We start from the raw sequence: 24,398 nt of genomic DNA on the forward strand, positions 1-24,398 counted from the left end.
AATGCTCTGGGCGAACTGTGCGATCTGCTCCACCCGTCCAGACAGGTCTGCAATCGCAGCGTCAGAGACCTCGTGTCCTGAGGGCACTGGGACCATCAGACCGGGTCGGCTCTTGATTTCCTCTGTCCACGAGTCGTCGGCAGAAGTCGGACCACGGGTCACCTCGAGTCGGTTGCATAACTCAAACTCTATCTCGCCGATCTCGTAGAACGTCGCGAGTATGCCCTCAAGCTCTTTGGAATTGTAATCCGAGGCGATGAGGAACTTGAAGCGGAAGTAATACTTGTTGACGTCGTATTCCGTTATGTCAGGCACTTCCTCAAGGATGGGCAGGTTCAGCAGCACATCGCCTGCGACCTCCAGCATTCCGTATAGGTCCAGAGGCTCGAGCCCTGTTTTGAGTATCCCTTCTGATGGCCGGATGGAGACGATGTAGCACTCTTTACCCCGCTCAACAGCGTCAAGAAGGAGCCTTCTTTCAAACGGAGAAGCTGACTCGAGGAACGCTGGGTCAAGGTTAAGCTCCGCCTCAAGCGCGTTCTGCTCAGGAGCATCCAGCCTAAGTTGACCTGAAGCGAACAGCACGAACAATGCCCTTAACTGCTCAATGTGTGTCTCGATCTCCTTGACGCTCGCCTCGCCTCTGTCGGACTTGATCACGAGTCGCGGAAGCAGACCGATGCTGCTCTGGAGCGCCTCGAGAGATGCGTCATCGAGAGTCTCATCGCTCTTCAATGCACTCTCGAGCGACCACTCAATGGTGTAGGCGAGCTTGGCAACGCCCTGCAAGCCGAACATGATCCCCAAGCCTTTTAGCTTCTGGATTGACCTCAAAACGCCCTGCAAGGCTTGGCGGTTGTCGCGGTCGGCCATGAACCGCGCAAGGCCGCTCAAGGCCCGGTCGATGGTTCTAAGCGAGTTCTCCTTGAATCGGTAGGCAAAATTGAGCGTGCCGCGAGAGGCTCTCTCGGCCCGCTCTCTCATCAAATGCGTGTCCGGCGATTCGCTGGAAGCCCGCTTGACTCCCCCTGGGGGAGCGTCCGTGGGTGCGGTCAATCCCGGGGCCTCTTTGGCGTCACAAACTGCTTCGTAAGGGATTCTTGACACAATCCTAGCATTAAACTGTGAGAGCAACTCCCTGAGGCGTTCCTCATCCTCCCTTGACGCGACAAGCAGCCTGACCTCGCACCGATCGGTGTTAGCACCGCCGTTGCCGCCAGCGGGGCCTATCGAGCGGGCCAGCAGCTCACAATGAGTTACCACGGCCCTGATCAGACCGTTCACGTGATCGCTTTGTCTCTGCTCATCAAGCTCGGATGGCCCGGTGAGCGCGTATAGATTGTAATCCAGCTCCCTCGCCAGTCCAAGCAACCGCTGGTCGAGACGCTCAGCGTTAAACCACTTCAAGTATTGCTCTACGCTCCCGCTGGAGCTGCTCTCTTGGTCAGCCAACGAATGTTTTATCCATTGAGAATTGTGCTAATCACTCGCAGGTTTCATCAGTCTTTTCGATCGCTTGTGTTGGATCGTTTAGCTCTCATATTCTGTCCGGGACGTGTTGGGGGGGACACTTCGACCGGGTCCGCTCGAGCGTTATTTCCCAAAGAACGATCTCAACCTGGAGCGGAGCTTCAGGATAGCCCCGGCGTGGAGCTGGGAGACCCTACCTTCTGTTATGTCAAGTATTGTCGCGATCTCCTTCATCGTCAGGTCCTCGTAATAGTAAAGGGCGAGGACCAGCCTCTCTTTTCGCGACAGTTTATCTATCTCCTTCGCCAAGAAGGATTTTGCTTCCTCGGTCAGGTATTTGGTGTCGGGTGTGGGAACTTGTGACGAGGCGTCCAGAAACAGCCTGTCCTGACTCCACTTGTCATCCTCGCTGGCCAGAAACGAGTCGAGGCTTAGCAGCGTAACGCTTGAGACCTTCGACAGTAGGTGCTCGAACTGCGCGAGCGAGAGGTTCATTGCGTCGGCGACCTCCTCGTTGGTGGCCATCCTGTTTCTGTCCTGCGAGACCCGAAGTATCGCGTTCTCGATCTGGCGCGATTCTCGCCGCACCGAGATCGGTATCCAATCCTGTGAACGGAGCTCGTCGAGAATGGAGCCGCGGATACGGCTCTCAGCATAGGTCTTGAAGCGCACCTCGCGGTCTGGGTTGAACTTGTTCATCGCATCTATAAGGCCGAGTATGCCCGCATTGACAAGGTCGTCAGTCTCAATGTGCGGCGGCAGTCTGAACGCTATGCGCTGCACGATATACTTGACGTAGGGGACCATCTCAATTATCTGCCGCTCCCGAACATCAGGATCGGAAAAATCAACTAGCTCCACCGTATCACTCTTCTCCAAGCTGAAAGCCTAGCTCTTACACTGGTCCGCAATCCTCAAACGAATCTACTGAATACGTTGCCTAACTTCAACAGATTGACGGGCGAGATAGCAAGTCGTGGGAGAGAATCTGCGAGCTAGCCTTGCCTGATACTAGAAGACCATTTGTTTATCTTGCTTAACTACGAATGCACATAATAGGAAAGACTCTTTTTTCTCCATGCCTTATGTGTCTCTGATTTGCAGTCCCGAGGCTGACGAAAAAACGCCGGCCTCAGCGCCGAGAGACGGTCTGTTTTGTTACTCAGCCTGGCAGTTTTTGGGGTCTTGGTCAGGATGTTGACTTGCCGAGTCGCTGATTGTATGTTGCCTCCAGCAGTTTCGGTGAGTGGTCGCGTCGGCTTGTCCTCGCTGGTGCGATGAGCTTGCCGATGCGGTCGATTGCACGATGAGTTAGAAGTGGTGCGCGGTGTTGCACGGAGCGAAGGCAGACGATGGCAGTGGAGGTTTCGCGAGTGAAGAGGGCTCAACGGGGGTCGCCGCCCCCCAAGGCCGAAGTTCTGGCATTCGTAGGGCTTGGCTCGAACCTGGGCGACCGCCAGAGTAACATACGAACGGCCCTTGATTTGGTTGATTCTGTCTCCGGTCTTAGCGTTCTAGGCGTATCGTCGTTTTACGAGTGCGAGCCGGTCGGTCGGTCGGACCAGCCGGACTTCATCAACGCTGTGGCCGAGGTCAGGACATCGCTCTCGCCTCGTTCGCTGCTCAAGGCTCTTCAGGGGATAGAGAAGAGGATGGGCAGAGCTCCTTCGCGTCAGCGGTGGGGGCCGAGGCTCATCGACCTCGACATTCTCCTTTATGGTAACGAGCTCGTGCTTGCGCCTGACCTCGTAATCCCTCACGCTTTGATGCACGTGAGGCGTTTCGTGCTTGCGCCTCTTTGCGAGTTGGAACCTGACGTTGTGCACCCGGTTCTTGGGCTAAGGTGCCGGGAGCTTCTGCGGCGTCTGAGTAGTGGCATGAATCGCGAGAGCTTCTCTGGCCAGTCTGTTCGGGTAGCTGTTCAATGAAGGATACGAGATATTTCGCAGTTGAGGGCCCGATAGGGGTAGGGACGACAAGCCTTGCTAGGATTCTGGCCAGCCACTATAAGGGCAAGGCGGTGCTGGAGCAGCCGGGCAAGAACCCGTTCCTGTCGGACTTTTACAGGGACAAGGAGCGTTATGCGTTCCAGACTCAGCTGTTTTTTCTCTTCAACAGGTATCAGCAGCTGTTGCATCTAAGCCAGCAGGAGATATTTGGGACGGTAACATTCACCGACTACATCTTTGGCAAGGACAGGATATTTGCGAACTTGAACCTCGATGAGAACGAGCTAGCATTGTACAACAGAATCTATGGGTTTTTAGATGCCCGCTTGGTGAAGCCGAGCCTGGTGGTCTTCATTCAAGCCACGACAGACGTCCTGATGAACAGGATTCGGACGCGGGGACTCGAGTATGAGAGACCGATCACGGAGGAATACGTGGACCAAGTCAATCGGGCATATAACTGTTTTTTCTTCCATTACGTCGAGACGCCGCTTCTCGTCGTCAACACGTCCGACATCGACTTCGTCAATCAGCCAGAGGACTTGATGGACCTGGTCGGCGAGATCGACCGAATGGGGGAGGGTACGAGATACTATAGACCGCTTGGATCCACGAGCAGATAGGACCGAGACGGATGCGCGAGGCGCAGGTTTTCCCTTCCTGTTGAACGAGGCTCTGCCTCGGGTCCATTTTTCTTGCTCAGGGGTGCAAGCTGTGCAACGGAGGAAGGAAGTTGGCTGAGAATAGCGTAACTATCCCGGCGCTGCTATCCATGAAGCGGGCGGGTCAAAAGATCGCGATGGTTACTGCCTACGACTATCCAACGGCGCGCGTCGCGGATGCAGCAGGTGCGGACGTGGTGCTGGTGGGTGATTCTGTTGGCAACGTGGTGCTCGGCTACGATGGCACAATGCCTGTTACACTGGATGAGATGTTGCATCATACGAAGGCGGTTGCGAGAGGCCTGAGCCGGGCACTGCTGGTCTCGGACATGCCATTCATGAGCTTCAACGTCTCCGCGGAGGAGACGATCAGAAACGCCGGGGTCCTTATCAAGCAGGGCGGCGCCTCAGCCGTCAAGATAGAGGGCGCGGGGCCCAGGTGCGACACGGTTCGGGCGCTGTGCGAGGCCGGCATATCGGTCATGGGACATATCGGTCTGACGCCGCAATCGATTCATCAGCTTGGTGAGTTCAAAGTCCAGGGGTCGGCCGCGGACGATGCGAGCAGGTTGGTGGACGAGGCCAAGTCGCTTGCTCGTGCCGGCGTGTTCTGCATTGTAATCGAGGTTGTGCCGAGGGAGGTGGCCGCCGTCATAACAGGCGAAGTGAGCGTGCCTGTGATCGGGATAGGCGCCGGGCCTGATTGTGATGGCCAGGTTCTCGTATTTCATGATCTATGCGGTCTCAATGGGCCTGGCGAGAAGAGGCCAAAGCACGTTAGGGAATACGTGGACGGATTTGGCGTGCTGAATGAGGCGGTCACAAGTTACGTGCGGGAGGTCCGCTCGGGGGTATTTCCCACGGATGGGCACTCATTTCACCTGAAAGCTGATGAGCGTCGGGCTTTTTTTGCCCGTCAACAGGATGCTGAGAAGGTGTGAGAGATGAAGTTTGCAGGAAGCAAGCGCGAAGCTGGGAACCTCATAGCCCGGGCAAGAGCTGATGGCAAGACGGTCGGCTTTGTGCCGACGATGGGTGCGCTGCACAAGGGGCACACGAGCCTGATCGAGGCATCGTCGTCAGAGTTTAGCTACACAGTCGTCAGCATTTTCGTCAATCCGACACAGTTCGGGCCTGACGAGGACCTTGGCCGCTATCCGAGAGACCTGAAGCGCGACCTCCGCATCGCAGAGGGCGCTGGGGCCAGCCTCGTCTTCGCACCATCGGTCGAGGACATGTATCCTTCTGGGTTCACAACTTTCGTGGAGGTCAAGGCCCTCGGCGATGTGCTGTGTGGCGCCTCTAGGCCTGGCCACTTCAGAGGCGTTACGACTGTGGTTGCGAAGCTTTTGAATATCGTCAGGCCGGATGCTCTCTATCTCGGTCGCAAGGACGCTCAGCAGGCGATCATTCTGAGCCGTCTGGTTCGCGACCTTGATCTTGATGTTAAAGTAAGGGTGATGCGGACGGTGCGCGAGCCGGATGGGGTTGCGCTATCATCGCGCAACGAATACATCTCCTCGGGGCAGCGCGCTTGCGCCTCGAGGTTGTTCGAGTCGCTTAGTAAGGCTGGGCGTCTGTTCGAGGCTGGAGAGCGGGATGTGCGGCGGATTGTTGCTGCGGCGCGCGTTATTCTCGATGGTGAACCTCAGATAGATGTGGAGTATTTGGAGGCTAGGGATGCTGAGAGTCTGGCGGAGCTGTCGCGGGTGGAGAGTAGGACGCTGCTGGCCTTGGCGGCGCGTATTGGGGGCACTAGGCTGATCGATAACATCATTCTGGACCCCGGCGCAGGTTCATTTGAGGCTTGATGGTGGGAGTTAATTGTTTTTTTAATGAGGTTTTCAAAAGATGCTAAGGATTGTTCTCGGCGGTAAGATTCATAGGGCCAGCGTAACAAGCTGCGAGCTTGAATACGAGGGCAGCTTAGAGGTGGACCAGGACCTTCTGGACAAGGTTGACATAGTTCCTGGAGAGAAGGTTGATGTGTACAACGTCATGAATGGGGTGCGGTTTTCGACGTATATGATCGCTGGCAAGCGAGGAAGTAAGGTAGTTTGCGTCAAAGGTGCGGCGGCCCGGTTGTGTGAGCCGGGCGATAAGATTATTATAGTTACTTATAGAATGATTGACGAATCGGAGGTTCGCACCTTCAAACCGCGCATATTGAGAATGGACGATGACAACACGCCGACCGGCCAGTGAGTTAGTTACGGCGTATTTGTATTATGAGACGGGATGGTTTTGGTAGCTGCAATGGATAGCGCCCCGCAAGGTAAGGATAGCAATGAGAGCTCTCGCTCTTCGCTGGCCTGGTGGAGTAGAATCAGGCTAGGGCAATTGCACCTGTTTGCTGATTGGCCACTCAAGTTGTTCGCCGGACTAATAGCGATATTCCTCTGGATTATGGCGGCGTCAGGCTACAAGGAGAACATAAGGATGCCGGTTGCCTTGAAGTTCGAGGGACTGAGGCCTAATCTCCTGATTCTTGAGCAGTCGGTGGAAAAGATCGACGTAACAATCCGCGGAACGTCTCGCGTGATCAGTTTGCTGACGGCTGACCAGATAAGTGCATCGTATAGTTTGGCGGATGTTTCCTCGCCCAAGGAGCTCACGGTTCGGATATTTCCGGAACAGATTAAGGTTCCTGCGGGGACGTTGGTGACCTCGGTGATGCCGTCATCCATTCGGCTCAAGGTCGGCAGGAAAGCGACGGTGAGGGTTCCCATCGATCTCGACATCAAGGGGACGCCAGCGCCCGATTTCACGATCGTGAGCAAGACTTCGGAGCCCAAGTCCGTCCTCCTGGAGGGGCCAGAATCCGTGCTATCCCACGTGGACTCCCTCAGGACCGAGGCGATAAATGTGAGTGGCGTGACCGAGCCATTTGCTGGACGGGCCTACCTGATCCCCATACATCCGCTCGTGAACTTCGTCGATACCAAAAGCGTTTTGGTTAGAATCGATGTTCAGGAGAGGACCACAATCAGGAAATTCCTCTCGGTCCCGATCCAGCAGGTCCCGCCGGAACGGCCGGTCTCGATAGTCCCGCCGCGGATCAACGTTGACCTGAGAGGCCCTGTGTCGGCACTTGCGAACGTGCAGGAGGAGCAGCTAGTTGGCATAGTTGATGTAATGGACCTGGGAAAAGGGCGCTATCTGCGGACTCCACGGTTCGATTTCCCGGAGGGAATATCAGTCAAGAGCAGGGACCCAGACAAGGTAACTATCATCATTAGAGACGACTGTGTAGGAGGAGAGTGATATGGCGGAGCTTTGCGTCAACATCGACCATGTTGCGACCATGAGACAGGCGAGGCGCACGTTTGAGCCAGACCCCGTTTTCGCAGCTACCATTGTTCATTTGGCGGGGGCGCACGGGATCACGATCCACTTACGTGAGGATAGGCGGCACATCAACGATCGCGACCTGCATCTGATTCGAGAGGTCTGTCAGATAAAGCTCAATCTAGAGATGGCCGCGACTGAGGAGATGACTAAGACCGCTTGCGAGGTCATTCCCGACCAGATAACGTTGGTGCCGGAGGGTCGCCAGGAGATCACGACGGAGGGTGGTCTCGACGTGGACACTGATCAAGGCTCGGTCAGAAGGGCGGTAGAGGCTGCCAAGGACGCTGGAATCGAGACGAGTCTGTTCATAGACCCTGTCAAGAAACAGATCGATGCATCCAAAAAGATCGGCGCTGACGCGGTTGAGATACACACAGGAAGTTACGCTAACGCTCGTGGCTTGCCACAGCAAGCCCATGAACTGGAGATAGTCGCCGAGGCGTGCGCGTACGCTGACAATATCGGCCTGGATGTATATGCCGGCCACGGCCTAACTTACTACAACGTTGTGCCCGTCGCCGGGATCGGCGATATTCAGGAGCTAAACATAGGGCACAGCATCATAGCTCGAGCGGTGCTCGTGGGCCTTGACAGAGCCATCAGAGAGATGCTGGCGCTCATAAAAGGAGCTCGCTCCACACCCAGTTGATCCCATAGACGAGCAGGTGCGCGATCAAGGTTATCGTCACGACCTCGGGGAATTTGCCCTTGATGGCCGCGCGCCATTCCGGGGGCACGCAATCGATGTCGTCCTTCTTGATTGTGATATCGGCACCTATGACTGTTGATGCCACAACGCATTGAAACATCGCCGCCGGCATTGGTTGGCCGAGGCAAGTTGCCCTGATGCCCCCCAGAATGATGCCTAAGAGTATCCCTATCAGCCATTCCAGACCGAAGATGCCCATGAAGATGCCCGTGAAGTAACCCTCAATAGCGGCAAGACCCGCACCGAGCAGTAGCGAGAGAAACAGCAGCTTGACAGCAGTGCTTCCAGGGAAGAAAAGCGTCCTAAGAAGCTCAAAGGGCGAAAGAAAGAACAACAGCTCGAGAAACCAAATCCCGCCGAAGGCCAACATCCCGGTGATGCCCTGGTCCATTACCGAGCGCCGGTAATCCTTTTTTGGGCTGACGAACGCACCACCATCCGTGCGCTTGTCATATTCGTTGACGACACGTCGCAATCGTCCGCTAAACCCTATGTCCTCGAACGTGGCCTCCTGGAGCTGCGCCTCGATTACCGTAAGCTCGATCGGCAGCTCTCCCCTGTCTCCCAGAAAAAGGTCAGTCAGTTCCTCCATGCTCAGCATAACAGCGCCGGACTCATAAAGCGACGCAGCGGCCCTTTGAGCGGTCTCTGGCGCCTCGTTGCCGTCATAAAGCAACATATACGGTATCTTCCTGAGTCTGGCCATCACCCTCCTCCTGGAAACGAGTCTCCCGCCACGCAGTTTTATGCTGTTGTGACTCTACCAGACTATTTTTAGCGAGAAAAGCTCAATAGGTCTTCCCAAAATCAGATTGACCGTCGGCGAAGTTGTCTCTTGAAGTTGCCTGACACGTAGATAGATGAGTTCATGTTGGAGTCCGAACTGCTGCCTCCTTCACCTGGCGGGTGTAAATGAAGGAGTGAGGCTGCAATCCCCGACAGGGGATACCGTGGGTAGCCGTGCATGCAATGCAACGGGAGGGTTATCATCGAGGCATAGGAGCTCTCTTTTACCGTCAGGCTGACGCCTGCGGCTACCTGTGGTGTGCCCTTTCGGGCAGCATCCCATGCGCCCCGTCCCCGACGCGGCCGCAACATTCCCCTCTTCAATCTGATTATTGGGGGTCTGCCGAATAATCAGATTGAGCCAAGCCAGGGGCGGCCTTTTGGACTGCGGTGACTGGTCTTCGTGTCCGCAGATTACGCAGATTTCACAGATTGACGTGGCGTGTCCTCGAGCTGAAGAATCGGTCCCCGCAAGCTGCGATGCTGATGCGAGGTTCATGTTGCATTCTGTTCAATAGGAGGTATAGTCTAGAGTGTGGGAACTGTCTTGGCTGATGCGTTGTTAGGTTGAATGCAAGCGTTGGTCTGGGGCAGGGGGCATAAAGTAGCGTTTTTGATATTGGATGAATTGTGGATGGCGAGTAATAGCACTTGTTGAGAATGAGTGCTAATACCAAATACTAACAACTTCAACAGGAGGTTCGTTTATGAAGTTTGAGCCCTCTCAGGACAGAGTGCTAGTCAAGAGAACGGAGGAAACCGAGGTCAAGAAGGGCGGGATCATCATTCCCGATACCGCGAAGGAGAAGCCTGTCCAGGGCAAGATTGTCGCGGTCGGCCCCGGGCGCATGAGCGATTTTCAGGGCAAAGTGATTCCGGTGAAGTACAAGGTTGGCGAGAGAGTCTTATTCGGCAAGTACTCCGGGACCGACGTGAAGATAGATGATGAGGAGTATGTGATGATGAAGGAAGACGATGTTCTTGGTACCTTCAAATAGGATTCCTCATGATAACTTGCAGACAACTCACAACTCCACATTGAAAGGAGACCAATATGGCGAAGCAGCTTAAGTTTGCTGAGGAAGCGAGAAACGCTATGCAAAGGGGCGTTGCTCAGCTGGCCAAGGCCGTTAAGATAACGTTGGGACCGAGGGGACGGAACGTTGTTTTGGACAAGAAGTTTGGGTCACCGACTGTAACAAAAGATGGCGTTACAGTCGCTAAAGAGATCGAGCTAGAGGACCCGTTTGAGAACATGGGCGCCCAGATGGTTCACGAGGTTGCGAGCAAGACTTCGGACGTTGCTGGGGACGGGACAACTACGGCGACTGTTCTGGCGGAGGTTCTGTTTCGTGAGGGTATCAGGAACGTCGTCGCTGGCGCGAACCCGATGGGTTTGAAACGTGGCATCGACAGCGCCGTTGAGGCGGTCGTGGGCGAATTGAAGAAGATGAGCATTCCGACCGAGACGAGGGAGCAGATCACGCAGGTTGCCACGATCTCTGCGAATAACGACAGAAAGATAGGCGAACTGATAGCGGATGCGATGGAGAAGGTTGGCAAGGACGGCGTCATCACGGTTGAGGAGGCAAAGGCGATGGAGACCACGCTTGACCTCGTCGAGGGGATGCAGTTCGACCGTGGCTATCTTTCGCCCTATTTTGTGACGGATGCGGAGCGGATGGAGTGCGTTTTAGAGGACCCCTACATTCTGATCCATGAGAAGAAAATCAACAACATGAAGGACCTTCTCCCCATTCTCGAGCAGATCGCGAGGATGGGCAAACCTCTTCTGGTGGTCGCTGAGGACATCGAGGGCGAGGCGCTTGCGACACTGGTTGTCAACAAGCTGCGCGGGACGCTATCGGTGGCGGCGGTCAAGGCGCCTGGGTTTGGCGAGCGTAGGAAGGCCATGCTTGGGGACATTGCCGTTTTGACAGGTGGCAAGGCGATCACCGAGGACCTCGGCTTGAAGCTGGAGAAGATCACGCTTGCTGACCTTGGGACTGCCAAGAAGATCGTTATTGACAAGGACAACACTACGATCGTGAAAGGTGCGGGCAAATCTGAGGACATTCAGGGTCGAGTTAAGCAGATTAAGAATCAGATCGAGACATCGACCTCGGATTACGACAAAGAGAAGTTGCAGGAGCGCCTCGCCAAGTTGGTTGGCGGCGTTGCTGTTCTCAAGATCGGTGCGGCTACCGAGAGCGAGATGAAGGAGCGCAAGGCCCGTGTTGAGGATGCGTTGAACGCAACACGAGCGGCGGTTGAGGAGGGCATCGTCCCTGGCGGCGGAGTCGCCTATCTTCGCACGATTCCAGTGCTTGATAAGCTGAAGGTAGATGGCGACGAGAAGATCGGGGTTGAGATAGTCAAGAAAGTGCTCGTAGAACCGCTTAAGCACATCGCCGAGAACTCGGGGCAAGAAGGCTCAATCGTTGTGGAGCATGTCAAGAAAGAGAAGGGCAACGTCGGTTTTGACGCCGAGAAGCTTGAATACGTTGACATGATGAAGGCGGGCATTATCGACCCCACGAAGGTCTCTAGAGTAGCGCTTCAGAACGCCGCAAGCGTTGCTGGACTGATGATCACGACCGAGGCGATGGTAACCGACATCCTAGAGAAGGAGTCCTCAATGCCCCAGATGCCGCCAGGCGGCGGGATGTATTAAAGACCCATCGGAAAGCCGAAAATATCGCAGTTTCAGAAGGGCGCGGCCTTGATGCCGCGCCCTTTCACTTTGGAGGCATTCTCTGCCGGCACTTCCGCTGCAAGTGGAACGAAGGTTTTGTGACAAGGGGAGCCTGGCAGACCGGGGGCATGGGGTATTGTTCTTGGAGTGTAAACTGGGCTTTCACGCCTATATTATGATGTTTTGTGCACGTATATGTGAGTCGCAATGAAGGCATCATAAATACACAACAGGGAGCCTAAAAGCATTTTATATGTTCAAAATGGTATGTCTAAAGATTGCCTCTTGACAATGTTGAAGTGGATAGCGAAAATATATAGTTGTAATCAAGAGTTATGTTTGGTATGTCATATATGCTGACATGTAAAGTGATGTGACACCTACGTGCAGGTTAGGGAAGGTGTCAGGTATTAATTAACAACAGGAGTAGCGAAATGGCGCGAGTAAGCGAGCAAACTCTCTTGCTGCCTATGGTCTCTCACTGCCTCAAGGTTCTAGAGGTGCTGTGTTGGAGTGAGAAAGAGATGACGGTCAGCAAAATCGCTGACAGGCTTGATGTGAGCAAATCGACTGCTCATCACGTCCTTCAGGTTATGAAGACGCACAAGTTTGTTATCCAGAAGCCCAGGGGTGCGTACAGAGTGGGTCCCAAGTTATTGTCCCTTGGCTCTGCTGTGTTGCGCAGAACCTTTGATAATGCCAGGATTGAGCCAGCCATGGACGAGATCGCGGCGGCCACACAGGAGACAGTGGTATTCGCTGTTACTTGTCCTGAGTGTCCCGGCCTGTTGGTCATTTCCGAGCGGGAGACGCCAGACCCTATGCGGCTTCAGTCGTATCTCGGCAAGTGCATCTCGGAGGATTTCTTCGGGATCAAGCTTGATAACGTTGATGCAGTGATTCGGGAGGCGATGCCGGCGAGCGACTTCACGACCTCTCACGAGGACGAAAGGATACAATGCATCAGCTCGATCGTCTCTGACAACAAAAAGGGTGTCACAGGTGTTCTGGCGATCCTAGTGCCTAAGGACCGACTGAACAAGAACAAGATCAAAGAGTATTCGACGCTGTGTCAGGAGAAAGCGCTTACGTTGGGGGCGGCTATCGGCAAATTTGAATGAGGCTCAAACTGTAACGATGCCTTCAGCTTGTTCTTAAGATAGGTCTTTTGTGCCCGCCGCTGTGCTCTCAAGCAGTGGCGGGCGCAGCTGCTGTGTAAGGTGGTGTGTACTGCCATGTGTCGTGCGAAGCCCTATCTCCCTTTGCAATGTCGTCTCTTGACCCCGCGCAAAACGTCTCCTTCCTGCATGCCGCAAGAAAGAGAAAAGGCCAACCCTTCAGAAGGCCGGCCCTTTCCGTATAGTCTAAAGCCTACGAGGCAAACTCGTGCGAGGCTAGATCGATCCTCACCCAGGTGTGCCTGGCAAGAAAGCGTTGGTTTTCTCAGATTACTACTTCATCACGACCAGTTCGTGCATCATCTCAGGTTCTAGGGGCTTAGCTAGCCTGACAGGAGTTTGGGCCATGAGAGGGCCATGCGCAGTCCAGTTACCGCTCGTGTCGATGTCGACTAGATAGTAGTAGTACGTTGCGCCCTGCCTCACATTTGTGTCCATGAACGAATAGTCTGCGCCCGCGGCGGCAAACGCTGTTGCAGGAATGAACTCGCTTACCTTGCTACACCCGGTAGCCTCGCCATCGCAACGATATACTAAGAAACCGGCGTTGTCGATCTCGGTTGCTGTCTCCCAGCGCACGAGAGCTTTGTTGAAGCCGGCCTCAACCGTGAACGAGGATAGCTCGATGTAGTTCATTCCATACCAATCGTAGTGGTAGCCTAGATCGATCCTGTAATGGTCGTCATGGTTGTTTCCGTCGTTGCACCAGAAATCCTTGTCCTCCACAGTGCTCAAGTGAACGCTATACCTCGTGTCCTTGCCCTGGCCGGTCGTGGTGTTGACGAACTCGCAATGTCCCTGGCCCCACTCGTCAGTGTAGGCTGGAATCCCTGCATCGAGGCAAGGGCTGTTCTCGGAGAGGAAGTAGAACGTGGAGTTACACGGCCTCTCCTCATCCTGGTCGCCCTCAAACTCCGGGCGCTGGTCAATGTTCCCTGTGCCCGGATAGGGCGAATTGGTCCCTGTCATCTGAACATCTGAGTACATAACCTCGATGTTACTGTGGATGTTTACGTCGTCGAATCCCGGCGGACCGTTGAAATAGACGATGTTGTGGATCATCCTCAACCAGTAGCCCTCCGTGTCGCAGCCCTTAATGCCATAAACATCCAGAGTAGGCGGGCCGCCAGCGGCATCCTTGCCATACGTCGGCATATTGTCGTCACAATGATAGTTGTCAACAACTGTGTTGTTCTTGGCGTAAACCCGCGCGCAGTTGCTCTCGATGCCCGCGCCTGCGCCCTCTGTTCCCACGCAATTCTGGCGTATCAGGTTGTTCTGGACCTCGCTGCTGTTGTGATCGCCGGAGACCAAAATGCCGCCGCCCTGAGCCTGGGCCTCGTTCCAGAAAATGCAGCAGTCTCGAACGTAATAGCCCTCATAGGTGTTAGATGCAGCTGGCCACATCAGGAAGATGCCGCCGCCGCCGCCGCCCGCCCCCGCGGCGTTCCCCGGAGCTCTGTTGTCCCAGATACAACAGTTTGAGATAACGCCGCAGCTGTACTCCCAAGCCATGCCACCACCTTTGGCGTAGCTTGTGTTATTGGTGATTTCCAAGTCAAACATCACGATGTCAACGTTCTCATCACCGTCGGTCCCAACCACCCTGATGCCGCCACCGTTGCCGGTCGCAGACCCGTCAGAGACCTTGAAGTTCTTGATCGTGATGTCCGAGCAGTGTTTGATGACGGTGATCCGGCTCTGGCCGTCGCCCTGAAGCCAAGGACCATGGCTACTCTGACCGTAGCCCAGCATGGTGATGCCCGTCTTGCTGTCGATGTTTATCGGATACGACTGTTCACCCCCGTTGGACACGGCCTTGTACGTCCCGTTGGCAATGTGTATCGTGTCCGCTCCGCTGACACAAGCGCCAACCGCGGCCTGTATCTCGGCGAACGCGTTGCCCCAACTGGAGCCATCGTTCGCACCAGCACCCCCCACAGAGACGTAGTAGTTTGCCGCGCTGACGTAGCCGATCGCGATAAGCATCAACAGGACGGATAGAAAAGTCGTTAGTATCTCTCTTCTAATCACTTCATTGTCTCCTGCTGCTCATAATGTTGTCAGCTTTGTGCGACTCCAACCTGGCTAACAATCGACTGCGCCGCCGAAGCCTGTGCACGAAAGTGATGGTCCAAGCTGGGACATCAGCTCCCTGCTCCCAAGCGTTATAACCTTCGGCGCCTCATAGGTTGTTTTCTCTGTCATCGTCGTTTTTCTCCCTTCTCGTGTTAAGAAATGCTCTTGAATTACCTTCAGTTCACAAGTTCACAAAGAATCTATCTTGCGGTTCCTATCTTGATCGGTGCGAGGTCGCTGTGGGGCTCCCCGTCGCCCTGTAGCGACGGGAGGTCAAGTGAGTATGGTGTGGCACTCACAGGCTCGTGAGATGTTACGTTGCCCTTCGTGTCGATGTCACATAGGTAATAGAGATACGTTGTCCCGCTTACAACGCCTGTATCGACAAAGGAATACGAGGCGCCGCCACCGGCCGTCCCCCGCCCCGAAATGAGCGAGCTATTCACCTTCACTAGACTGGCGCCGCCTTCTTCCTTCCGGTAGATGTCGAAGCCAGCGTTGTCTATCTCAGTCGCCGTTGTCCAGCTCAAAAGAACTCTCTTGTTAAGCCCTTTGGCATTGAACGACACGAGCTCGATATAGGTTGCGCCCTCGTGGAGATAGTGATAGCCCATGTCCATGTCGCCGGTGTCGTTCTCGGCGTCGGTTCGCGTGCAATACTCGTTTGTGAAATACGCTGCCGCAGTTGTTGAACCTGCGTCAACACAAGGGCTATCGGGGGGGCTCTGGCCAGCCGCAGTCTGGCTGAGGAAATAGCCCTCCGGGTATCCCCTCGCTCCGGCCAATGGCACGAACAACGGTTCCTCGTTCATATTATCGGACCCAGTCCCCGACCAGCCGCCCTGGATGTCGCAGTAGAAAAGCTCGAACGTCGCGCCTCCTGGGGTTACACTAGTTCCGTTGCCCCAGATGATTGTGTCCCAAATCCAGACGTTGCCCAGGACGCCCTTGATGCCACAGTCCGGATGGTCGGCGATCGTCAAGTTCCTAATGGTAAGGTCTGCATTGCCTACGACCTCGATGCCAACGCCCTGATCATCATTGCCATTGCTTGAGAAGATCAGGTTGTTGAATAGCGTAACACTCCCGCCGTTCACCAGAATCCCGTCGCCTCTGTCGGTGGCGTCATTGTCCCAGATGCCGTTGTCCTGCACAGTGAAGTTGGAGGAATTGGTCAGACACAAACCGCCGCCGCGATTGGCCGTGTTGGCCCAGAGATTGTTATTGTCGAAAGTGCTCCCTGTGTCTCCACTCTTGTATCCATTCTTGAAGTAAGCGCCGCCGCCCTCGTCGCCTGCATCATTGTGATGGATCCAGTTGATGGCGAAAACAGCATGACCGGAGCCCGCGGCATAGTCCTCCTCGCAGTAAATACCTCCGCCCGCCTGATCTGCGTAATTCCATCCTATCCAGTTGTTCTCGACGCTGGCCTTGCTTTTGTAGCCGAAGATCGCTCCACCGTTCAGCCCCGCGGCCTGGTTCCAGAAGAGCTCGTTGCCTTCGATAACGGGCTCGCACCCGACTCCATTGATGTACATCCCGCCGCCGCTCGTGTCCGCCCAGTTCTCAGCTATCTCGTTCCAGCCGTCGATAAGTGGATCGGAGTTGCCAGTCATGTATATCCCGCCGCCTGCGTAGGCGTGGTTGCCAGGGCCATAGTGATAATTAGCGAGGGTTGCGCGTATCTGGTTGTGTTCAATGTGCGGACTTGAGTTCTTGAGGTATATCCCGCCGCCGTAACCGGAATCGTCAGGACTTGCGATGTTCCCGAGGATGTAGCAGTCCTTGATCAGCCCGCCGGCGTCCTCCATGAATATCCCGCCGCCGTGACATCCCTGACCGTCCCCGAAGAATGTCTCGTTATGCTGAATGAGACAGTCAACGATGTTCACGGTGGTATCATTGTCAGCGGCAATACCGCCCCCGTAGTTCGCCTGGTTCTCCTGGTTCTCATTACCGATAATGCAGCTGGTTATGTCAACGTCGCCCCCCGGGTAATTCGGGCTTCCTACTTTGATCCCTCCACCTCGCGTTACAGTTCGACACGCCTCCACCACGCAGTTGTCCACCGTAACGTCCGCGGCCGCGGTGTAAATGCCGGCCCCATCGTCGTCGCTCCGACCATCACGGATCGTCAGCGTCGAGATGGTTACGTCATTGAGGTATTGCGCGAAGCCGATAACCTCGAAAAGCCCGAGCTCTTCCTCACCAGAACTTGCCCAGTTGCCGTAAGACACAATTGTTGAGTCGCGATCGTCTCCAATAAGCCAGACGTGTTGGAGCTGGCGTTCTGACCAGCTAATTGGGAAATCCTCGTCGTCCGAGCCGCCTGTCGTGTACGTGTAGGTGCCCGGCGCAACGTGGATGATGTGCGGGTTGGCCCATGTCCCATCGGTCGGAACTGTGTCGATCGCATACGAGATCGTTCGCCATGCGTCGACTGCGCTCGTTCCGGTGTTGCTGTCGCTCCCACCGGTCGATACGTAAAAATCGTCGGCGCTGACCAACATCGTCGCAAATGTAACGATCAAAGTGCAAACCACAAAGATCGTCGTCAGAAGAAACTGCCTGTCTGCTCGATACATGCTGCCTTCCTCTTCTTGAGTTTGATAAAGTTTTTCGTATCGCATTCCGATACATTAGAGGTGGGAACCATTGCGTCTCGTCGGGGTACCTCCAAACAGATGCGCTCGCTCCCGCTTCCGCACAAAGTATTACCAATTTTTGTGCAGGTGTCAAGTTCCGCTCTCATAGGCAGTTTTTGGCAAGTCTCAAGCGACTCTCCGCCGCCATTCTCCCCCCAAGTCCGGAGCGTTCGCGCAAGATTCAGCTAATTAAACCCACGTCCGAGTCCGATAAGCTTGAGTTAGCTCTGAATCAGTGCCCTGGAACTCGACAATGCAGACAGCATGGCCGGGCGAGGCAAGTTCAGGCTAGCACGCCCTAACGACAGTAAGCTGTTGCGTGATAACCAATAGCGAATCCCGGGACATTCGAGCTGATATACAACCCTCGATGGCGACATAACCAACCAAAAGATCGAATCCGCATCAAGCACTAGACCGGATTCTGGGGGAGAGTCTCGGCTACTTCTCCCGCCCAGTAACCCACCCGTGAGGGCCCAGAAGTGGCACAAAGACGCAGCCGGTGATGTCCTTTTTGTGGAGTATCCCGTTCTTCTTCTCAAACAGTGTCAACGTCTGATACGAGAGGCTCCCGCCGACCGGAATCACCATCCGACCGCCCTCGCCAAGCTGCTCCACGAGCGGCTGTGGCGCCTCACGACAGGCGCACGTTACGATGATGCCATCAAATGGGGCGTGCTCCGGCCAGCCAGCATATCCATCCCCGATGCGCACGTGAACGTTCTCGTAGCCCAGCTCTTTCAACCTCGCCTCCGCGGACTTGCCAAGCGCCTCGATTATCTCGATCGTCCAGACCTCTTTCGCAATCTCGGCAAGCACCGCCGCCTGATAGCCCGAGCCTGTCCCGATCTCCAGCACCCTCGAATCCTTGTTCGCCGCCAGAAGCTGCGTCATCAACGCCACGATGTAGGGCTGCGAGATGGTCTGGCCCTCGCCGATCGGCAAAGGATAGTCGCTATAAGCTGCGCTACGCTGCGCCTCGGGCACAAATAGATGGCGCTTCACCGTGCGCATCGCCCGCAGGACGTTGGCGTCTGTGATGCCTCGTGGGACGAGCTGGGTCTTGACCATCTTCTCGCGGTAATCTGCGCCGTCCTTGTTCTGCTTACCCCCCGCACATCCCGAAAACAGACCGCTCATGAGCATGAACCCCAACGTTATGGCAAGTAGTGCATTCTTCACAATACATCCGCCCTTCTTAATGGGATATTACTTTCGCCCCATTATACAGCTTCGCCGCCAATTCCGTAGCCGACTCAATCCCATCTTCAGATTCAGGAACTTGACGTCGGGCTGCTCTCGAAATAATATCCTAGAGATTAGTCCATCTTTCAACTCACATCTAGATGTTAGCGGATGAGGCTATCCACAGGTGGGGGAGGACACAGACCAGTAACGGTCGGGAGTATCTAGGAAAACATAAGAAAAATGTCCAAGGCTTTTCTTATCTCGTGTTTCCTGGGCGGTCTTGTGCTGAGCTTCATTGCTCCATTGCTATATCGGGCCGCGTGGTCCGTCTTCCGGGGCACAGAAGCGTGGAATGTTCTTCAATGGGTGGGGGCGCCCCTAGGCACCTTCTTTGGGTTTTGTTCCGTATTGGCAGTCATTGTCTTCATCATTGATATGTGGCGCTCGATACAGGACGGCCACGCCCGCACATCACCGGGTCTTGCGTTTGCGTTGCTTCTGATCCCGGTATTCAACGTCTATTGGGCATTCCAGGCGTTGTGGGGATTGGCCAGGGATTACAACGCATACATACGCCGCTACCATGTCAGAACGCCTGCGCTTCCCGAAGGCTTGTTCCTGACCGCATCGATCACATTCTCCCTCTCGTATCTGCCGAAGATCCTGAGACTGTTGGGGCTCTTGATCGATTTCGCACCCGGAGGCGGAACACTCAATACCGTGACTGGCTCAATATTGCTCGTGAGCAGATTAGCGAGCCTGGCCAACCTTGTCATCATACCGATCATCATTTCCAGAGGCTGCGACGCGGCCAATGCAATCAGGCAGGTCGCCGCGTAGGCTTGGGGAATTGGGCCTTGAACGCAAGCCGGAAGGTTGCCGCATGACGCAGAGAGTCTCAAAGCGGGTCTTCATTTGGTCAATCGCAGGAGGGTACGCACTGGGCATTCTCCTCCTTCTCCTCGCCGCGTTTTCTCTCCTTGAACGCAAGCCAAGAATAGCGATCGAATGGCTATTCGTGGCGCTGGTGCCCTTGGCCTACGGCGCCATCGTCTGGCTGTGCCTCGTATATGTGATGTGGCAGGCGATACAGGATGGTCACGCCAGAGTAACGCCCGGCACGGCTGTCGGATTCCTATTCATCCCCTTTTTCTGCCTATATTGGGTATTCCGAGCAGTGGCCTGTTTCCCGAAAGATTACAACAACTTCGTGGATCGACACGAACTCAACGCCCAGAAGCTGGAGCCACACATGTTTGTCGCCTGCTCTGTCCTCTCTTGCACTCAATTCCCCATCGGACTTCCCCTGTTGGTTATCACGTGCATTCTGGCATCGAGAATCTGCGACGCGATCAACGCCATCCCCCTAGAAGCTATCGCTGATGGCGACTCAGACGCCCGACGTTCCCTCTTCAAGCCCAAGGTCCGCAGCCACAAGAAAGTAACACCGGGCCCGTTCGATCTTGGCGCTCAGCTGAAAGACGACGAATAGCGTTTCCCCCCTGGTGGAGTGTCTTTCTGTTGACATGATCGCAAACAAGGGCATTCTTACCACAATAGGGCACGCAATAGAGCCAAACGCTCGTTGAACCACGATCACAATCAAAGGAGCCGACATGAAAATACTGGTTACCGGTGGGGCGGGGTTCATCGCGTCGCACCTTGTGGACAGGTTGATTGCAGAAGGGCACTCGGTCGCTATCGTTGATGATCTCTCGACGGGCTTTGCGGAGAACATCAATCCGAAGGCCACCTTCTACGAGATGGACATCCGTGACCACGCGATCTCGGAGGTGTTCGAGAAGGAGCGACCGGACATAGTCGATCACCACGCCGCACAGATGGCCGTCATAAAGTCCGTCTCGGAGCCGCAATTTGACGCGGACGTGAACATTGGCGGCTCGATCAACATCATCCTCAACTGCCTCAAATACGGCGTCAAGAAACTCGTCTATATCTCGACCGGCGGGGCCGTCTATGGCGAACCGCAGTATCTCCCGACGGATGAGGCGCACCCAATCAACCCCATCTCGCAGTATGGCATATCGAAACACACGGTCGAGCACTACCTTTTTCTCTACAACCTGACAGATGGGCTGAAATACACGGTTCTTCGCTATCCGAACGTCTATGGCCCCAGGCAGTATCCCTATGGCGAGGCGGGCGTTACGGCGATTTTCTCGGCCAAGATGCTGAGGGGCGAGACAGTAACCATCTTTGGCGATGGAGAGCAGCTCCGCGACTATGTCTATGTGGATGACATAGTCGAGGCGAACGTCCTTGCGATGACCAATCCGGCCTCGGACAACCAGATCATCAACATCGGCTCCGGAAGAGGCTCATCGGTCAACGAGACATTCAGGATAATCAAGCAGGCGACCGGCTTTGACGGCAAGCCAATCTACGCCCCCGCTAGAAAGGGCGAGGTCTATAAAATATACATCTCGGCCGACAAGGCCAGAAAAGTCATGGGCTGGACGCCGAAAGTCTCCTTCGAGCAAGGCCTCAAGCGCCTCGTCGAGTATCAGCGCAGTCAGTTGGCAGTTGGCAGTTGACGGTTGGCAGTTGGCAGTTGACGGTTGGCGGTTGGCAGTTGGCAATTGGCAGTTGGCGGTTGGCAGTTGGCAGTTGACGGTTGGCGGGTCTCAAGTTCTGAGTTGCTTAATACGTAGTCCGCAATTTCCCCTCCCAGTTTGTCCCTTCTTTCAAAAACACTTGACAGCGCACAGATTGAGGCATAAGTTATACAAGGTAGACCGTGAAATGAAAGTGCGAGTAGGGAATCGGAAACGAGGCTAGGATGCTGGGTTTCGCCTATCTCCTATCTTCCTTTCTGAGTGGGTAATTTACCTGCAATCTCCCTCCCTTTGTATGACTTTTGAGCACGTTCTATGGAGAAAGAATCAGGTGTGTGGTTGTGACTCTGGGGCGCTTGACGCCCGTATTATGCAACAGGTGTGGAAACATGTGGGAGGTGATGCCTATCGGCTGGTGTGCTTGGAGATGGGATGAATTTTTCTTGTGTTTGTCGTTCTGTAAAGACGAAGCAACAATTTCTCTTGGAGAAGGAGAGAGATGTACTGTTATCGAGAGATGAGATTGGCGCTCGCCACCATCATCATGATGCTCACGATCATGGTAGCTGGCGCCATGGGGGCAAACGTCTATTATGTTGATGGAAATGTAGGAAGCTCGGGCGGCGGCTCCAGCTGGGCCAACGCCTTCGAGACCATTAAGGAGGGAATCGACGCCTGCAATACTGGTTCCTCGGGGGGTCCAGACTTAGTCAAGGTCGCGGGTTCAACATCCGGATTGACCTACGAAGAGAACATCGTGCTCGACAGCTACATTACGCTAGAAGGTGGTTGGGACCCTGGCACCGATACACGCGACCCTGAGGCTTATGAGAGTATCATTGACGGCTGCGCTGCTGGCACAGTTGTTATGATTGACTCCAAGTTCGGCGTGAGGATTGATGGCTTCACGATTCAGAATGGGAGCGCGGGCTACTATGGCGGCGGGATATACTGCTACTACAGTTCGGCGACGATCACCAACAACGAGATTACGGCAAACTCCGCGGGCTACGGCGGCGGCGGGATATACTGCTACGACAGTTCGCCGACGATCACCAACAACGAGATTACGGGTAACTCCGCGAACTATGGCGGCGGGATATACTGCTACGACAATTCGGCGACGATCACCAACAACGAGATTACGGCAAACTCCGCGGACAACGGCGGCGGGATATTCTGCTACTACTACAGTTCGGCAATGATCACCAACAACGAGATTGCGGGTAACTCCGCGACATACAGTGGCGGCGGGATGCGCTGCTACTACTACAGTTCGCCGACGCTGATCAACAACGAGATTACGGGTAACTCCGCGACATACAGTGGCGGCGGGATGCACTGCTACTACTACAGTTCGCCGACGCTGACCAACTGCACGATTGCCGACAACGTGGCGTCTTCTGGCGGGGGGATGTACTGCAATGATTACGAATGCGAGCCGGAGCTTTTGAACTGCATCCTTTGGGGCGATAGCCCTGACGAGATTGCCGGAGACACGACCAACCTCACCGTCACCTACTCCGATGTTGAGGGTGGCTGGACAGGGACCGGGAACATCGGCAAGGATCCGTTGTTCGTGCCGATATCCGATGCGCCGTACTACTTGGCGCACACAGGCGCTCAGGCGGCCAACAGCCCCTGCGTGGACGCCGGAAGCGGAAGCGTCTCCGACTACGGCCTCGAGGGCACCACCACATGCACCGACGGTCGCGAGGATGGCGAGGATGGCAATGATGACGGCGACCCTTACACCGGGCCGATAGACATGGGCTACCACTATCCAGCAAAGGGATACTCGGGGAGCGGGGACACCTACATCGATCTGGTGTCTTTCACTGCCAGGCCGGCTGGCTCTAGTGTCGTGCTCGACTGGGAGACCGGAGCCGAGATCGACAACGCCGGGTTCGTCGTCTATCGGGCGGTCGCGGGGACATTTGACTACGAACAGATTAGCGACCTGATCGCCGCTGAGGGCGCACCAGCCTCGGGTGCCTCATACAGCTTCATCGACCGCGATGTTGAGCCGGGCGTCAGTTACAACTATTGGCTGGTTGACATCGACACCAGCGGCAAATGGACTGCACACGGGCCAGCGACCGCGAGGCTGAGCCTTCGACCGGTCGGCCCAAGAGGTCTTCACGAGTTGTGTATGTAAAGTTCTGCAATCTGTGAAGGGGAGCGGAGGCTCTCCGCCGCTTGAGGCATAGTGGGTTGGAGGCGAGCTGGCGCAGCCACCGTGCCGACCAGCTGCGTCCAGGTTCGAAGAATCTATACGAGTGCCGTTGGCACTCCGCCGGTGAGGCGCGAGATGATTCTGCTGGCCAAGTCCCTCAACCTACATTGAACCACTCCCCCGAGCAGCAGCGCAAGCCGCAAGAGCCTCGCTAGCGAGTTACAGCGGTGGCACATACTAAGGCATGAATCCACGCTGTATCTCCGCCGTTCTGCTTTCGACGTATTCCCGCAGAGCAGCACGATCGTCGTCGGAGATAGCAGTGAAGGCGACTGCACAGTTGAGAGCTGTGGTCCTGACGACTCTCGCATCCACCTGAATAGTCCTGCTAGGCAACCGCAGCTGCATGTGTGCTATCGTCTTGCCAGCCTCGAGAGTTGGTGCGAGGACCTTCGATGTGAACAGCGCTCCGCCAACGGAGATATCGACCACGGCCCCCAGAAAGGCCTCGTCTTCCACAACCCCATACACCCCGACGGGCTTGCCAGCAGGCGGCTCGACGCGGATATGCCTCCTCTGCCGCATAAGCTCCGCACTTGAGGGGAACACTATTTGCCAGAGCCAACTGCCCTCTTCCTTCCAGCCTTTCTCAAACGGCGCCGAGAATCTGACCGCGAAATTGCCGGTGCTGAACTGGACCGAAAGGAACCGGTTGGAGCTCAAGAGCTCGTTGCCGTATTCGGGAGACAAGGATTCGAGGACAAGATGGTGAGTCTCAAGGTTGGTCTTTGAGGCAAACCGGGAGTGAAACCTGAGCGTGAACGCCTCGATCTGGATGTTGAGCGGTAGGCCCTTCTCCGTGGCATGGCGAAGAAGTCGCGCTACGTTTTCGGGCTTGGCGAACAACCTTCTCATGGCATGCTGGCTCATTCTG

At 55.3% G+C, this 24,398-nt stretch carries 21 protein-coding genes; 14 read left to right on the forward strand and 7 right to left on the reverse strand.

The window, feature by feature from the left end:
• Positions 1–1,452, reverse strand: a 1,452-nt coding sequence (locus tag VM163_10660) for a hypothetical protein (protein ID HUT04338.1), incomplete at its 3' end; no start/stop codon positions are given.
• A 141-nt stretch (positions 1,453–1,593) separates the two neighbouring features.
• The gene (locus tag VM163_10665; protein ID HUT04339.1) at positions 1,594–2,331 is read right to left on the reverse strand and encodes a FliA/WhiG family RNA polymerase sigma factor; all 738 of its coding nucleotides are present in this window, start codon (positions 2,329–2,331) and stop codon (positions 1,594–1,596) included.
• A gap of 512 nt (positions 2,332–2,843) precedes the next feature.
• On the opposite strand from VM163_10665, the gene folK reads away from it, so the two are divergent.
• The 7 genes from folK to VM163_10700 all read left to right on the forward strand — a co-directional run bounded on the left by folK (position 2,844) and on the right by VM163_10700 (position 8,081).
• Positions 2,844–3,398, forward strand: a complete 555-nt coding sequence (gene folK, locus VM163_10670) for a 2-amino-4-hydroxy-6-hydroxymethyldihydropteridine diphosphokinase (GenBank protein HUT04340.1) — start codon at positions 2,844–2,846, stop codon at positions 3,396–3,398.
• Positions 3,395–4,042 (forward strand): deoxynucleoside kinase, encoded by a 648-nt coding sequence (locus VM163_10675; GenBank protein HUT04341.1) that lies wholly within the window; start codon positions 3,395–3,397, stop codon positions 4,040–4,042. The genes folK and VM163_10675 overlap by 4 nt, the downstream gene beginning before the upstream one ends.
• 110 nt (positions 4,043–4,152) lie before the next feature.
• Positions 4,153–5,022, forward strand: coding sequence for a 3-methyl-2-oxobutanoate hydroxymethyltransferase (gene panB / locus VM163_10680; GenBank protein ID HUT04342.1), 870 nt, complete (start codon positions 4,153–4,155; stop codon positions 5,020–5,022).
• Between the two features lie 3 nt (positions 5,023–5,025).
• Positions 5,026–5,892 carry a pantoate--beta-alanine ligase gene (panC, locus tag VM163_10685; protein ID HUT04343.1) on the forward strand — a complete coding sequence of 289 codons (867 nt, stop codon included), beginning with the start codon at positions 5,026–5,028 and terminating at the stop codon, positions 5,890–5,892.
• Between the two features lie 40 nt (positions 5,893–5,932).
• Complete coding sequence (gene panD, locus VM163_10690; protein HUT04344.1) at positions 5,933–6,286, forward strand: aspartate 1-decarboxylase; 354 nt, start codon at positions 5,933–5,935, stop codon at positions 6,284–6,286.
• 33 nt (positions 6,287–6,319) lie between these two features.
• Complete coding sequence (locus tag VM163_10695) at positions 6,320–7,345, forward strand: CdaR family protein (GenBank protein HUT04345.1); 1,026 nt, start codon at positions 6,320–6,322, stop codon at positions 7,343–7,345.
• A 1-nt stretch (position 7,346) separates the two neighbouring features.
• Complete coding sequence (locus VM163_10700) at positions 7,347–8,081, forward strand: pyridoxine 5'-phosphate synthase (GenBank protein ID HUT04346.1); 735 nt, start codon at positions 7,347–7,349, stop codon at positions 8,079–8,081.
• Here VM163_10700 and VM163_10705 read toward each other — a convergent pair.
• The gene (locus VM163_10705; GenBank protein HUT04347.1) at positions 8,050–8,847 is read right to left on the reverse strand and encodes a hypothetical protein; all 798 of its coding nucleotides are present in this window, start codon (positions 8,845–8,847) and stop codon (positions 8,050–8,052) included. The genes VM163_10700 and VM163_10705 overlap by 32 nt on opposite strands.
• 787 nt (positions 8,848–9,634) lie before the next feature.
• Here VM163_10705 and VM163_10710 point away from each other — a divergent pair.
• From VM163_10710 to VM163_10720, 3 genes are all read left to right on the forward strand, one after another.
• Entirely contained in the window at positions 9,635–9,925 is a 291-nt protein-coding gene (locus VM163_10710) for a co-chaperone GroES (GenBank protein ID HUT04348.1), read from the forward strand.
• 56 nt (positions 9,926–9,981) lie between these two features.
• Positions 9,982–11,601: a chaperonin GroEL gene (gene groL / locus VM163_10715; GenBank protein HUT04349.1), complete on the forward strand. Its 1,620-nt coding sequence runs from the start codon at positions 9,982–9,984 to the stop codon at positions 11,599–11,601.
• Between the two features lie 455 nt (positions 11,602–12,056).
• Positions 12,057–12,743 carry a helix-turn-helix domain-containing protein gene (locus VM163_10720; GenBank protein HUT04350.1) on the forward strand — a complete coding sequence of 229 codons (687 nt, stop codon included), beginning with the start codon at positions 12,057–12,059 and terminating at the stop codon, positions 12,741–12,743.
• 330 nt (positions 12,744–13,073) lie between these two features.
• Here VM163_10720 and VM163_10725 read toward each other — a convergent pair whose 3' ends face one another.
• From VM163_10725 to VM163_10735, 3 genes are all read right to left on the reverse strand, one after another.
• Complete coding sequence (locus tag VM163_10725) at positions 13,074–14,834, reverse strand: right-handed parallel beta-helix repeat-containing protein (protein HUT04351.1); 1,761 nt, start codon at positions 14,832–14,834, stop codon at positions 13,074–13,076.
• A gap of 245 nt (positions 14,835–15,079) precedes the next feature.
• Positions 15,080–17,464, reverse strand: a complete 2,385-nt coding sequence (locus VM163_10730; GenBank protein HUT04352.1) for a right-handed parallel beta-helix repeat-containing protein — start codon at positions 17,462–17,464, stop codon at positions 15,080–15,082.
• Between the two features lie 501 nt (positions 17,465–17,965).
• Positions 17,966–18,595 (reverse strand): protein-L-isoaspartate(D-aspartate) O-methyltransferase, encoded by a 630-nt coding sequence (locus VM163_10735; protein HUT04353.1) that lies wholly within the window; start codon positions 18,593–18,595, stop codon positions 17,966–17,968.
• 525 nt (positions 18,596–19,120) lie between these two features.
• Between VM163_10735 and VM163_10740 the strand changes: the two genes are divergently transcribed.
• The 4 genes from VM163_10740 to VM163_10755 all read left to right on the forward strand — a co-directional run bounded on the left by VM163_10740 (position 19,121) and on the right by VM163_10755 (position 23,446).
• Positions 19,121–19,552: a hypothetical protein gene (locus VM163_10740; protein HUT04354.1), complete on the forward strand. Its 432-nt coding sequence runs from the start codon at positions 19,121–19,123 to the stop codon at positions 19,550–19,552.
• Positions 19,553–19,595: 43 nt separating this feature from the next.
• On the forward strand, positions 19,596–20,204 hold the full coding sequence (locus VM163_10745) for a hypothetical protein (protein HUT04355.1): 609 nt from the start codon (positions 19,596–19,598) through the stop codon (positions 20,202–20,204).
• Between the two features lie 124 nt (positions 20,205–20,328).
• Complete coding sequence (locus tag VM163_10750) at positions 20,329–21,267, forward strand: NAD-dependent epimerase/dehydratase family protein (GenBank protein ID HUT04356.1); 939 nt, start codon at positions 20,329–20,331, stop codon at positions 21,265–21,267.
• A gap of 520 nt (positions 21,268–21,787) precedes the next feature.
• Positions 21,788–23,446 carry a right-handed parallel beta-helix repeat-containing protein gene (locus VM163_10755; GenBank protein HUT04357.1) on the forward strand — a complete coding sequence of 553 codons (1,659 nt, stop codon included), beginning with the start codon at positions 21,788–21,790 and terminating at the stop codon, positions 23,444–23,446.
• A 255-nt stretch (positions 23,447–23,701) separates the two neighbouring features.
• Here VM163_10755 and VM163_10760 read toward each other — a convergent pair whose 3' ends face one another.
• Entirely contained in the window at positions 23,702–24,379 is a 678-nt protein-coding gene (locus tag VM163_10760) for a PilZ domain-containing protein (GenBank protein ID HUT04358.1), read from the reverse strand.
• Between the last annotated feature and the right edge of the window lie 19 nt (positions 24,380–24,398).

Source organism: bacterium, assembly GCA_035527515.1.
Taxonomy (GTDB): Bacteria; B130-G9; B130-G9; order B130-G9; family B130-G9; genus B130-G9.